The sequence below is a fragment of the Mesorhizobium sp. WSM4850 genome (genome assembly GCF_055811735.1).
The window spans coordinates 131,491-144,211 of record NZ_JBVVPV010000012.1 but is presented as its reverse complement, the minus strand read 5'-3'; the positions used below and the strand labels follow the sequence as shown (position 1 = coordinate 144,211).

Annotated in this window: 12 protein-coding genes; 4 read left to right on the top strand and 8 right to left on the bottom strand. The window is 59.9% G+C overall.

The window, feature by feature from the left end; all coding sequences use genetic code 11:
• Positions 1-223: 223 nt before the first annotated feature.
• On the bottom strand, positions 224-508 hold the full coding sequence (locus AC0L2Z_RS14840; protein WP_128247240.1) for a hypothetical protein: 285 nt from the start codon (positions 506-508) through the stop codon (positions 224-226).
• Positions 505-2,229 (bottom strand): hypothetical protein, encoded by a 1,725-nt coding sequence (locus AC0L2Z_RS14835; RefSeq protein ID WP_473628497.1) that lies wholly within the window; start codon positions 2,227-2,229, stop codon positions 505-507. The genes AC0L2Z_RS14840 and AC0L2Z_RS14835 overlap by 4 nt, the downstream gene beginning before the upstream one ends.
• 882 nt (positions 2,230-3,111) lie before the next feature.
• Here AC0L2Z_RS14835 and AC0L2Z_RS14830 point away from each other — a divergent pair.
• Positions 3,112-4,347, top strand: coding sequence for an SAM-dependent methyltransferase (locus AC0L2Z_RS14830; RefSeq protein ID WP_128176361.1), 1,236 nt, complete (start codon positions 3,112-3,114; stop codon positions 4,345-4,347).
• Between the two features lie 1,331 nt (positions 4,348-5,678).
• On the top strand, positions 5,679-6,068 hold the full coding sequence (locus AC0L2Z_RS14825; protein WP_473628504.1) for a carboxymuconolactone decarboxylase family protein: 390 nt from the start codon (positions 5,679-5,681) through the stop codon (positions 6,066-6,068).
• A 197-nt stretch (positions 6,069-6,265) separates the two neighbouring features.
• Here the strand turns inward: AC0L2Z_RS14825 and AC0L2Z_RS14820 are convergent, their stop codons facing one another.
• Both AC0L2Z_RS14820 and AC0L2Z_RS14815 read right to left on the bottom strand, forming a co-directional pair.
• Complete coding sequence (locus tag AC0L2Z_RS14820; protein ID WP_473628496.1) at positions 6,266-6,907, bottom strand: hypothetical protein; 642 nt, start codon at positions 6,905-6,907, stop codon at positions 6,266-6,268.
• A 96-nt stretch (positions 6,908-7,003) separates the two neighbouring features.
• The gene (locus AC0L2Z_RS14815; protein ID WP_473628494.1) at positions 7,004-7,423 is read right to left on the bottom strand and encodes a helix-turn-helix domain-containing protein; all 420 of its coding nucleotides are present in this window, start codon (positions 7,421-7,423) and stop codon (positions 7,004-7,006) included.
• A 195-nt stretch (positions 7,424-7,618) separates the two neighbouring features.
• On the opposite strand from AC0L2Z_RS14815, the gene AC0L2Z_RS14810 reads away from it, so the two are divergent.
• Entirely contained in the window at positions 7,619-8,278 is a 660-nt protein-coding gene (locus tag AC0L2Z_RS14810) for a L,D-transpeptidase (RefSeq protein ID WP_473628492.1), read from the top strand.
• Between the two features lie 10 nt (positions 8,279-8,288).
• Entirely contained in the window at positions 8,289-8,801 is a 513-nt protein-coding gene (locus tag AC0L2Z_RS14805) for an OmpA family protein (protein WP_027155108.1), read from the top strand.
• Positions 8,802-8,994: 193 nt separating this feature from the next.
• Here AC0L2Z_RS14805 and AC0L2Z_RS14800 read toward each other — a convergent pair whose 3' ends face one another.
• From AC0L2Z_RS14800 to AC0L2Z_RS14785, 4 genes are all read right to left on the bottom strand, one after another.
• Positions 8,995-9,651: a DUF1579 family protein gene (locus AC0L2Z_RS14800; RefSeq protein WP_473615745.1), complete on the bottom strand. Its 657-nt coding sequence runs from the start codon at positions 9,649-9,651 to the stop codon at positions 8,995-8,997.
• A gap of 121 nt (positions 9,652-9,772) precedes the next feature.
• On the bottom strand, positions 9,773-10,516 hold the full coding sequence (locus AC0L2Z_RS14795) for an SDR family oxidoreductase (protein WP_473628490.1): 744 nt from the start codon (positions 10,514-10,516) through the stop codon (positions 9,773-9,775).
• On the bottom strand, positions 10,513-10,878 hold the full coding sequence (locus tag AC0L2Z_RS14790) for a putative quinol monooxygenase (RefSeq protein WP_023799825.1): 366 nt from the start codon (positions 10,876-10,878) through the stop codon (positions 10,513-10,515). The genes AC0L2Z_RS14795 and AC0L2Z_RS14790 overlap by 4 nt, the downstream gene beginning before the upstream one ends.
• Positions 10,879-11,166: 288 nt before the next feature.
• Positions 11,167-12,159, bottom strand: a complete 993-nt coding sequence (locus AC0L2Z_RS14785) for an AraC family transcriptional regulator (RefSeq protein ID WP_287260269.1) — start codon at positions 12,157-12,159, stop codon at positions 11,167-11,169.
• Positions 12,160-12,721 lie beyond the last annotated feature (562 nt).

The window sequence follows — 12,721 nt, the reverse complement described above, 5'->3', positions numbered from 1 at the left end:
GTGATCACAGGTCCGCGACACCCGATCGAGGCGAGTTGCTTCAATAGCAAGTCGGACATATGAGCCCCCTCGTCGCAAGCGGCTGCCGAACCTATCACCGCGGCGCATGCTACCCGCAATCGTTGCAGTTAGCACCTCAGAAAGCGTTCGAGACCACCGATCAGCGTTCTCACAAGCCTCCGACAAGACCCTACACCTTGTGTCGGTCGGCCCTGCGCCTCATTCAGGTCGTTGAGATCAGTTTTGCCGTTTCCTGAAAGCAGACATAGCCAACGACCACGCTGGAGATCATGGTTGCGCCAGTAACCAACGATCCCGCCATCGCGGACAAGGGCTGAATCAAACCATTGACGTTACTCTGCGCTGAGATTCTGCCTCTGAGCGGCGGCACACTCTTCCAAAAAGCAGGATGTTTCGAAGCACGATCAATCGCTTGAACGATTAGGCCGAAATAGCGGAATCCGCATGCAATAAATTGGCGAGGTTCTCGTCCCGTTTCGGCGATCAATCCCGGCGCGGATCGTAAGGCCTGGCGGCTCGTTTAGCGACGCGCTCGCGGTACCGCGCGTCGGTTCCACTTCGGTTTTCCGGCTTGGTAAGCGTTTCGACAGGCGTCCCAAGGACGACCAGCAGCGCGTCCCATTCTTCCGGGCCGAGCGTCTTGTAGCGGTACTCCAGACCCGGCGAAGCCAGGAGCTGCTCGATCTCAGGCCGCACGAAAGAGGCCGCAGGGCCAATGCGGCGAAAGCCGCTTCGCACGGCATCGGTAGCCGCGGTCAGGTCGCTGAAGCCATACTTGCCCGGATCGTAGACGGAGTACTCGCGCAGCAGCCGCAACAGGTCGGGGACGGCATCGACGCCGCGGTCGCCCTGGCGCTTGATCAGGCCGGTGGCAAAGCGGCTGACCGCCGGATCTGCGAGAATCGCGCGCTCTTCCGGCAGAGGATCGGCGTATGCACCTACAGGGAGGCCGGCCAGGGCATTGATCCAGTGGCGCGCCTCCTTCTTGTCGGTGGCCGCGAGGTAGCGGCTGGCGGCGAGCCGCCGCAGATCGGCGGAGTCGCCATCGACCTGTTTGATGATCGCCCACAGCCCGTCTGAGGATCGCACCCGCGGGTCCTCCAAGATGCGAACCAGCAGACGCCGGTCGCTCTCGCCGAGCGGCTGGTCGTTCGCGCGGAACGAGTCCATCCACTGATTGGCGAGCGCGAACGCGGGATCGCTCACCGGCTTAAGCGGATCGTCGAGCGCTCTGGCAAGTTCCTCGCGCGTTCTCGTTTTCGCCGCTTCGATATCCACGCCGCGCGAAACGCTGGTGTGGTCGAGTAGCAGCCGGTTGACCGGAACCTCGGCGTACATCCTTCCGTCACCGAGCCGCCGACGCGCCCAGCCGAACCGGAAGTTCTCGATCCCGCCCGAAGTCCCGATCAGCAACGGCGCCGCCGGGGCAAAGATCGACAGGATTGACTGCCGCAGCAGCACCTGTTCACCGGCGTCGGTGATGGTGAGCGCCTTGCGGTGGGGTGCGGAGGGTTCGAGCGACCAATCCACCCGTCCCGACCGGGGCTTGGAATCGGGCACGGCAGGGCCGTCCTCGATCGCGATGGTGAAGCCGGGTTCGGGGGAGTCGTCGTTTTGCAGCAGCGCCTTGCCCTCTGACATCATCAGGTTCCATTCGGCTTCCAGCGCGCGCTGAGGGGCGAGTGGATCGGAGGCATCGTAGCGCCGCTCTTCCAGCAGGCCATGCCCGATAACGGTGCTTCGTTTGCCGGGCGTCGAGTCCGGCACGACGCGATAAGTATTGGAATGACCGCGAAGGGTCTGGACGCGGACCGAATTGACGCCCGGGGTCTTGAGCAAGGCCGCGCACAATGCATCGCAACGGCCCTCGAACGGGCGGGCGAGGAGAATGTCGCCCTTGAGCGCAATCGGTGCGCTCGACTGAATGTCCGGCTCCTCCAGGCTGGCCAGCATGCCTCTCGCCCAGGTGAGGCCTGGCTGGGGGATGGTCCAGAACAATGCCAGCGTCGCGGCGCCCGATATGACGTTCAGAGGAACGCCTGAAACGAAACTTCCGAGCAGCAAGCGGAAGAGCGCGAAGGCGACGCCATACATGAAGGCCGTTGGCATCGACGCGAGGATGAGCCCCGGGACAATCAGGAAACTGCCGATGATGACCAGCCATGGCATTGTCAGCGCCACAAACGCGCCGACGCCGGTGATGATCAAGTAAGTCTTCAACCACATGCGCGGAACCTTACCGCGCAGGACTCAAAAAATGATAAAGCCACTGTTCTCGGGTCGGTGCCGTTTTGGGGATCCGCCCGTTGACGAATCTCGTTACGCTCACCTCAAAAAGCTGTCGATCGTCCGCCTTTGGAGGCTCTGGCGCCTCCATCAGATGACCGACTCGGTGAAGGTTTTTCGATGCGGGCGCGCAAAACGCAGACATCGGCCCGCGTTGGAAAACCTCCCAAGCATCGATCAGGCGATCTGGCCTTCTTCCGTGACCTGGCCGGCCTTGCACTAGGCTGACACCTTCGCCGCCTGGCTCGCGCCGCTACGCAAATCCGAATGGGTCGGAGATAGTTGCGCTGCGTCTCCCGTGAGAAACGCCACATGTTCATGTCGCCGATCAACCACTGGCGCAAAGGGCTGATGGGTGTGCATCGAGAGCGGGATGGGTCATGGTCAGGCTCCTTGTTGAAGAAGCCCGTCATGCTCTGCCGCCGAATGACGCTCAATGCGGGCGCGACGACCGGTCCCTGATCTCTACCTCAACCGCAGGCGCCCTCCCGCGTAGCGGGTTCGTTCTCCGACCCGAAGCAGAGTCTCACACGCGACGGCGGCATGGCTGCTTTGCGCCGCATGTCCGCCCTTGAGGCGATCTTTGCGATTGCCGGATAGCAGACGCTGCCGGCGACCACCTTGGACATCTTATTGCGCCAGGGCAGACATTTCCGATCGCGGGGCAGGCGGCCCCGGATGGGTCGCTACTTCGGCATTGGGAGGAGACTTCTGAAGTCCGATCCCTCTCCGCCCCAGATCGGTATTGATGTACCGACACCGGGCAGTCATACTTACGGGGTAAGTCACGAGAAACGAGCCACAATGCGTCTGCTGCCAAATCTGCTCTCCCGTTTTGTAAAAAATGGGCGCCTGACTGTCATATTCGAGGACGGTTTCAGGCAAGCCTTCGGCAGTGGACAGGATGGGCCCGACGTGACGATCCGCCTAACCGACAAAGCGGTCGAACGCGAGATCTTCTTCAATCCGGAACTGAAGGCGGCCGAAGCCTACATGGATGGCCGCTTGGTGATCGAGAACGGTGGCAAAGCATTTGACCTCTTGTCACTTTTTTCTGTCAACCGCACTGGGTTGGCAGCCCACCCCGTTCAGAAGGCGTTGCGGAAAGTCTGGCGTGCGTTGCGCCGACGCCAGCAGAACAACAAGCTGGGTCTCGCCGCAAAAAACGTTCAGCATCACTACGACATCCCGACGAAATTTTATGAGCTATGGCTCGACGAGACAATGACCTATTCGTGCGCCTATTATACGGCACCGGACAACAATCTGCTGCAAGCGCAGATGGACAAGCATCGCCACATTGCCGCGAAGCTCAAGCTAGAGCCGGGCATGCATGTGATAGAAATCGGCTCAGGCTGGGGCACTCTCGCCATCTATCTCGCCAAGTATTGCGACGTGAAGGTCACGGCGATCAACGTTTCGACGGAGCAATTGGCGGCGTCTCGGCTTCGAGCGATCGAGGCCGGGGTCGCTCATCAGATCGATTTTCGCGAGGTCGACTATCGCGAGGTCAGCGGACAGTTCGACCGTGTTGTCTCGATCGGAATGATGGAGCACGTGGGCGTCGTTCATTTCGACAGCTATTTCACAATCATCAGTAGATTGTTGAAGGAGGGCGGCTTCGCATTGGTTCATGCGATCGGACGCATGTCACCGCCTGGTACGACGGCGCCGTTCATCCGCAAGTATATCTTTCCAGGTGGGTATGTGCCGGCTTTGTCAGAGGTGTTTGCCTCGTTGGAGCGCACGGGGATCTGGTGCGCCGACTGCGAAAATTTGCGGCTGCACTATTACTGGACGATCCACGATTGGCGTCTCGGTTATGAGGCCAGGCGCGAGGAGGCAGTCGCCATGATGGGCGAACGCTTCTGCCGTATGTGGGATTTCTATCTGGCGTCGGCCGAACTCGGCTTCCTAAACGGTTCAAATTTTGTCTTCCAGATTCTGATCTCGGCTCGCCGTGACGATGTCCCAATCATCCGCGATTATATTGTCGAAGAAGAGCGACGCCTACTGAGCTCGATGCAGACGAATGCGTAGTTTCGCTATCTACACCGTGGGCCCGGTCCGCTGGTTAGCTCGCCCTGCAGGACTCGGATGACATCATCCCGCCGTCAATCTTCGTCCGACGGAAGCGCCAGTGCAACCAATCGACAAGTCCGAAGATCAAAGCGGTCGGCCACGAATGACAGCTTTGCACCTAACTCCGGCCGTTGAGCAATCTCTCGCCAGTGCACAAAAGCTGCCGGTCCGCTCAGATCGCCGCTCCTCCGTGATTGGGAGGTGTCCGCCCACTCGTTCGCCCCGAAAGGAGCGCTGCGTTCCCGTGAACGCTCCACATCCGCTTTCTCAGTCCTTTTTCTTATGACTTCGATAAGCCTGGCGAGGTTGTCGGCTCCGTGACCTTCTCTTATGGCGTCTTCTGTCAGGCGCGGCCCCATATCCAGAAACGCACACCAGGATCCGCGGACTGGCACCAACCGCGCTGGCGAGGGTCTCTGCGCGAAGCGCTCCCGCCTCCACCAGGGCATCGGCCTTACTTGCAGTCCGATTCCAAACAGTTAGGGTATGGCCTGGGAAAGGAGTGCGGAGCCAAGCGCAGACCCCATGGGTCCAAGTCCGATTAAGGTGATGTCGCTCATGAGTAGCCCTTCTTGAGGTTGCTAACCAAAGGTCGTCCGAGGGTCGCGCGCGGCCTACGGTACGCAACTTACATTCTGTCGTATTGCGGGGTTCTGCCGCCGATCGGAGACTCGGTGCGGGCGTGTGAGCGCCACCTTGTCCAGAAGCTGGCAGCTCCCACTGCCCGGCCCCTTTGGCTTTGCGCCTATGTGCCCGCAACCTGACCCTGAGAGCTGCCTATTCAATCCGCGTGGGATTGCGGACAGTCGACGTTCTGCGCTCAGCCTTCACAAACCAGCCGTAACCTCCTGTCTAGGTCATGAAAGAGTTGGCTTAGCCGCGTAGTGCCGCGGGGCTGCGGTGGGAAATGATGCAAAAGAGACTTCTTGGGGCGCGGTCCTGGTGGTAGCCTGCTGCAACACACCGTCCACTGCGACGCCTGCCCTTCCTCCCCTGCCACCTCGAAAGCCAATGCCGCATAGATAGCGGCGCCCAGTAAGTGTCTAGCTTGGCTGACGCCTTGTTTGCCACACCCGGCGCAAGGGCAGATGGATTGTCCTGTATGCTGCCCTCCGTATGGACCGATTGAGACCTTTCTACACTCGACTACTCTCGACGGGCCTTGATCCCGCGCGAGACCTTTGTGGGGCTTGCAGCTGGTGGCGAGTCATTTCTAAGGCTCCGCCCGCGCCCGAGTACCGCCCCGGTCAAGCGAAAGCCACCGCAACCGGAACCATTCCTCCCAAGACCTGGTCCAACTTCGGGCACGTCAGATTGTGGGCAGCGAGTATCTCACGGCGTTGCACAAGTCCAACCTGCGAAAAACGCAGGATACGGACGAACGCATCGCCGCAATAGCGCAGTGGAAGGCGGCGACCTGCTTCAGCGAAGCGGAACGGGTTGCACTGGCCCTTGTCGAGGCCATTTTCGTCCCGGATGCCGGCAACGAACGCGTTGCGGATGCGCTGTACGCCCGAGCTTCCAGCCTCTACGACGACAAAGCGCTCGCCACGCTCGCTGTTGCCATCGGTCAAGTCTCGTTTTTCATCGCGGTCGCGCTGTTGGAAAACCACTGCCTGGGCGCTCGCCAACCGAAAGCTGGCGCTAGGAGTTACGTGTACGCGTTCGTCCCGACATGAATTCGGGCTAGGCGTTCTTGCCAAAAGACGTGATGTGAAGCCGGCGACTATCCGTCGGCTCTACCAACCATATCGCTTCGCCAATAGACGGGCCCGGCTTTCAAAGCGGTCATTGTGTTGCCGGCCAGTTGAAGTGGCCTGCGATAGGCGACAAAGCCCGGATGCGCTGTATCACCCCGACTGCATTGACCTCCCGCTCAAAGAACGCTCTTTTCAGGGCCATAAGCTTTGGCGAGACGGACCATGCCTTTCGTTCGAAGGCGTTGGTACCAATAGAATAGTATCATCAAGCCGGTTGTTGTGCCGGCACCAAGGCACAGTGCAGGCGCCAACGCTGATCCGACATATAGTGCTAGAAGGGTCACGCCCGCCGCCGCGACAATGGCATTTACGAAAGCGATCATCGTCGCGGCTGTGGTCAGATGCGCCAGGAGCGGCCCGGCACGCAGCGACGGTTCGGCGTCGTTTTCTGGCCAACGGCCGAACTCTTCGGAAAACTGAAAAGCAGCATCCTCCCCCAGCGTTCGGTAGTAGGCCCTGATCCGGGCGATGCCGATATGGGCCTGCATGTTCTCGGCGGCTATATCGATCAACCTTAAGACGGTGAAGCTACCCAGCAAAAAGAGCGATGGCAGCACGGCTAGGAGAAACGGCTGAAGGAATTCAGGCGACTGCGCGACAAAGCCCGTCGCCACTAGAGCGCTCGATAGAGACATGATGTAGATGGTCGTTCGCGACGCCATTTCGCTGATGGTTGCGCTGATCGCCGATTGCTGCACGAAATGCTCTGTCGTGAGGGCCGCGAGAAGCGCGGTGTCGGGTGTTGTCATGTCGGCCATTTTATATCTCCTGTGGTGAGCATGCCGCCGCTGGCGCATCCTGAGCGACAGAGCCGTCGACACAGGCTGCATGCGCCTACGCGATTGTGCAGATGTTCAAAGAGTGTTCATCAACTTGGCAATTCCGTTTAAATGGCGCCGGAATTCGGCTTGCCCGATGCCTGTATAACGCCGGAAATCGCGGCTCGCATGGGCTTGATCGAAATAGCCTTGCATGGCGGCCAATTGCGCCAGTCCGCCGGCGGGCGCGTCGGCCAGCAGAGCCCCAACTAGTCGATAATAGCGCATGACGCCCGCGTATCGTTTTGGTGAAAGGCCCACGAGGTTTCGGAACAGTCGATAGAGCGAAGAATAGGACAGCCCCAGCGCGGCCGCGGCAGTAGCAACGCCCTGGTTTGGATCGGCATCTATGAGGCGCACGGCTTCCGCAACATTTTGAATCTGCTGGTGGGCATTGCTCACACGTCCGGATAGGGCAATGTCGCAACTACGCTCGGTCCCAAACAGTCGCGCCAATTTGGTTAAGGTCCTGGATGGGGTTTAGGTTAGACGTTCGTCCTCGGCAAGATTGTCACAATTCGGTCACTCGCCGCCAAATTGCCGAATGTCCGGACACGGCGGACTGAAGCAACGCAGAATTTTCCACTTTGAGGCAAAGTAATTCTCAACTATGGTCCGCCAAGCTTTTGGCATGGGGGGGGGATATTGCCGATGGTTTTATCACGCAGGGGTGTCGTGCTCGGCGGCCTGGCGCTGGTCGCGGTGGGTGTAACCAGCAATATTGCTCAAGCCGCGGCGGCAAAATCCTTTTTCGCCGGTACCGCCAGCGACAACAATTTTGTCTATCGCAAGACCAACTTCGCCAAGATCGACAAGAGATGGCATCGCCAGATCGTCAAGTATTTCAGCAGCGAGCCGGTCGGCACCGTCGTGGTCGATACCCGCCACCACTTCCTCTACGTCATCATGGAAAACAAAACCGCCATCCGCTACGGCGTCGGCGTCGGCAAGGACGGCTTCAAATGGTACGGCCGCGCGACGATCGACCGCCGCGCGCTGTGGCCGCAATGGGTCCCGCCCCCCGAAATGCGTAAGCGCAAGCCGGACCTACCGCACATGGTCGCAGGCGGCGCGTCCAACAATCCGCTCGGGCCGCGCGCGCTCTATCTGCACCGCAACGGCGCCGACACCGGCTACCGCCTGCATGGCACGCTGGAGCCATGGAGCATCGGCACCGACGCTTCCAGCGGCTGCATCCGCATGTTCCCGGAAGACATCATCGACCTCTACCAGCGCTGCCCGATCGGCACCGCGGTGCAGGTCCTGCCGCACATCGCCGACCAGGCGCCCGCTTCCACCACTGTCGAATGATTGGCGCCTCATGAACCGCATGATTGAGAACACGCGCCGGCTGCTCGCTGCCGGCCTGCTGGTGCTGGCCGCATCCTGCTCGACCAGCAACACGCTGGCCCCTTCCACGCCCGACATCACCAACACCGAGGTTGCCGGCTTCCAGAACGTGCAGCCGGGCAGCGAGGAGGATTTTATCCTCAATGTCGGCCGCCGCACCTATTTCACGCAAGGTTCGGCCGCGCTCGATTCTGTCGCCAAGGCCACCCTCGACACCCAGATCGCCTGGTTAGCAAAGCATCCGCGCTGGCTGCTCAAGCTGCAGGGTTTCGCCGACGATCCCGGCGCAAGTGAAACGGCGCTGTCGCAGCAGCGCGCCGATGCGGTGATGGACTACCTCGCCGCCGGCGGCATAGACCGCAACCGCATGTGGGCCAAGGGCTACGGCAAGGACAGGCTCGTCCGCGACTGCCCCGACACCGCCTGCAGGTCGCAGAACCGCCGCGTTGTGTCTAATTTGCGCGATGAGAGGGACGAGCCGTAGGGGGCCGCTGTTCTGCTTGTGACCCGAAGCAGAGTCTCACACGCGACGGCGGCAGGGCTGCTTTGCGCCTCATGTCGGCCGTAAAGATCAGCTTTGCGGCCTCCTGAAAGTAGACAGTGCTGGAGGTCGCGGTTGCGCCATTGCCAAGCACCGAGCGAGCTAATGAGACGCCGGGCCGTCCTCGAGCGGACGCTCACTCTTTCAGCCGTGTATAGAGGCCGCGTGTGGCCAACGTCTCTTGCTGTCCGGGACGCGTGAAATAGAGCTCAAAGACATGGCGATCGTTGTTCTCGATTTTGATTACTGTGCGCATGCCGATCGACTTGCCGACCGTGTCTTCGCCAGCCACACCCTGGTCGGTGAAGGCCCCGGACATGCTGATGGGCCTTTGATTTCCGGATCCAGGGATGCCTTCGTAGTACATCATGGTTGTGTTGACAGGATCGATCGTAATCCACTCGTATCGGTCGTCCATGATACTATAGCCGAGCCAGCCTTTGCGCCAGATTGGCGCTCCATCCAGCGTCCCCTCCATCGTGTCTTCGATGTAACGGCCGCCTGCCAACCACTGCCGACGGCTAATGAGGTCGTCCGTCACGAGCGGCGGCTGATCGGGGCTGCGGCCGAGCGTGCCGTAGAAGCTCAACTGGACCCGCCAGGTGCCAACTAGTGGCGCCAGAACCTCATGCGCCTGACCCGGCAAGCCGCGACTAAGCCATTTGGGTAACTCGGACTGCGTCGGGGGCGCGGCCGCGGCCGAGCCATCTTGAGCCAATGCGCCGGAAGGAACGGGGAGGGCGAACGCAACGACAATTAGGGCAACGTGTAGTGCCTCAATGATTCTTCTCATCTGCGGTCCATTGTTTATTGGAAATTGCTGTAACGCGCTTGGTTGAGGCTCACCGTTGTGAACTTTCCGCGTGAACCGGATCGATACTGATCTCTTAACCCTTGAGGCTCTATCTGTTAGATCATTCGATGCTGACCAGCGTTTCACCTCCTGAAACTTCTAGAATAGCGCCGGTCACGAAATCATTAGTCATCAGGAAAAGTGCGGCCTTGCCGATATCGTCGACTTTTCCAACGCGACCTGCTGGGAAGCTCTCGCGCACCAGCGCGAAAAACGCCTCCCGCTTGGTTTGCGGCATGCCGGCCCACATTTCGCTGTCTATGACGCCTGGACGGATTGTGTTGACGCGGATCGGACCGAGTTCGAGCGCAAGGGCTCGTGTCAGCGCCTCCAGACCAGCGAACGCGACCATCATCATCGAAGCGCCCATGCGAGGCTTGGTCACCAAGCCTCCAGTAGTGAATGTGATCGAACCGCCTTTCCGCATCTTGGGCGCCGCGTGCCGCGCGCAAGACCAACTGCCCAGGAGCTTGCCATACAGAACGGGCTGCGCGTCGGCCAGCGTTTGGGAGAGGAAGGTTCCTCCAGGATTTGGTGGAGTTGCGGTGATGAGAAGGTGGTCGAGCGCCCCCAGCGTTTCGAATACTTGCTCGACCGCCGCATCGTCGGTCATGTCCAGCGACTGGAAGGTGATTGAACCGTGGGCGCTTTGTTCTGCAGCCAATTTCGCCGGTGGCCGCCGCCCGAGCGCGATGACCTCGGCGCCTGCGCGCGAGGCCGCAAGAGCCGCCCCCATGCCCATGCCGCTTGTCCCGCCAACGATCACGACTCGCTGATTCAGAAGAGACTGCTCGTCACCGGTCATCGCGGATCTCTGCCGCTGGCATATGGGCTCAGCATCTCAAGCCACTGCGTCTCCATGTCGCCCGGTTCGAGCTCACCACCATCTACGACGAACCTCTGGACATAGGCTTCGCTGAAGTGGCTCTTGACTGCATCGACACTGCGCCAGACTTCGTAGATGACGATGAGATCGGGGTCGGATCGATCACGATGGATGTGGAATTGTAGACAGCCCGTTTCTGATCTCGTCGCTTCGAGATCCTCAAGCATCCGGGTAACGAGCGCTTCGCCTTGACCAGGAGCGGCGCGATGCTTGGCGATAATGCAATAGGGCGTGTGTTCGCCAGTGGCTGGTGGGGGAAGATCAGGCAACACCAACGCCATATGAGTCTCCTTCTGGTAGCGGACCTAGGAGGTATTCTGCATTCACACGTCATGCGTTCATGGCGCATGCGAAATCCCGGCTATTGCTCCTTCGATAATCCGCCGCGATGCAGTCGCTGCTTTGACTCGCGAATCGGTCGAAGTGGTTACGGCATTTGAGAATTTGCAGATCCTGGCGCGGCGCCGCTATGGCAGAAACGCTTGAATGTCTGACCGTTTGTCGCACTGATTACATTAGCCGTGGATCGCATCAGGCGATATGCAGGACCGATCCCGTCTCTGTTTTGCTCACCCGCGCCCGGAATCTCGGACCGCGCCTGGCGAGACGCCTATGAAGCGTTTGAATGCCCTGCTGAAGGATGCATCGGACTCATATCCCAACTCAGACGCGACCTGTGACAGCGACATATATCCGTTCCGCAACCAGGATTCGGCCAGCCTAAGCCTCCATTGCAGGAGATAGCGGGCGGGAGATACCGACAACAGACCCTTGAATCGCTGCGAAAACCTCGATCGCGACAGCCCAGACAATGCCGCCAGGCGATCGACTGGCCAGTCTTCGCCGGGGGAGCGATGGATTCTTGCAAGCGCAGACCCGATTTGCGGATCCCGCACGGCCGCCAGCCAACCAGTCAGATTGTCGGAACACGTCTCGACCCAGGATCTGATTACTTGCGTCATGACAATATCAGCAAGGCGCGCCATTACCGTTGCCGATCCGATTCTTTGCCCATCAGCCTCCCGCGCCATCATAGAAAGGAGGTTTGGCAGGACAGTATCGCTGTGCTCTGCATAGCGGATATGCATCACCGGAGGCAGCAGTTCCAGGAGCGGATTTGCCGTCGGCCCCTCAAAGCCGATCGTACAGCATGCGATCAGCGATCGCGGACCGCCGCCGCCAGACTTCAATTCGTAGGTTCCATTCCCGATCAACGCCGGTTTGATATCGTCCAGTGGCAAGGCTCTCCCTTTGGGCCGGTCGGACATGGTGTGCTCTGTTCCGTGGGGAAGAAGAAGCACATCGCCACATTCCAGCAGCAGCGGTGGCAAGCTCTTGGCTTGTATCCAGCACTGACCCTCGAGCATCGCATGAAATCGTACGCCCTCCCTGAACGGCACGGCGATGCCCCAGGGCGCCGTTAATTCGCTGCGGCCATATCTCGCATGGGCAAGGCGCAGGTCGCGCAGCACCTCGCTCAACAAATCATTCTCGGCCGGCTGGTAGCCCATCGTTGCACGTCCAAGACCGGGCCGATTCATGGATCTAAGCGGATCGTCCATAATGCATTCCTTTGCCTCGAACCTTTGCATACTCTTTATCCATCCCGTTATCTCTTGGTGGGCAGAATATGCTACGGATCGATCCGCTAGGTGCTAAATCTAATAGGTCTGCATGATGGCGGCTGCGCGACTACCGAATTTTCTCGGCTCGCGCGTTCCCATACCGAGGCGAAGGCGCAATGTCGGTGTTTGGCAGACTATGTCGTGTGGCTGATCTGCTCGACGATAGAGTTCCAATCAAGTCCGGCTCTTTCGTGCGATATGGGAAGTCCGCAACGGAACATCAGCGCAGGTTGTCGCGAATGTCGGCTATCTGATAGCAAAAGATGGGGGATTCCTGCGCCGAGCTGTATGTCTGCTCACCTACATATCAAACTACAAGCTGCCGGTCCGCCCTCGGCCCCACTTGCGTCATCGCCTGCTTCAGCCCGACCGATCGAACTGGTCATCGGCCCAATGCAGGATTCGTCCGCACTGAGGCAGAACACTGGTGCGTTGGGGCAATAGGATCGAACTGAGCACTCCGAATCCTCCGGCCCAACGACCGGTCATGGCGCGGCTG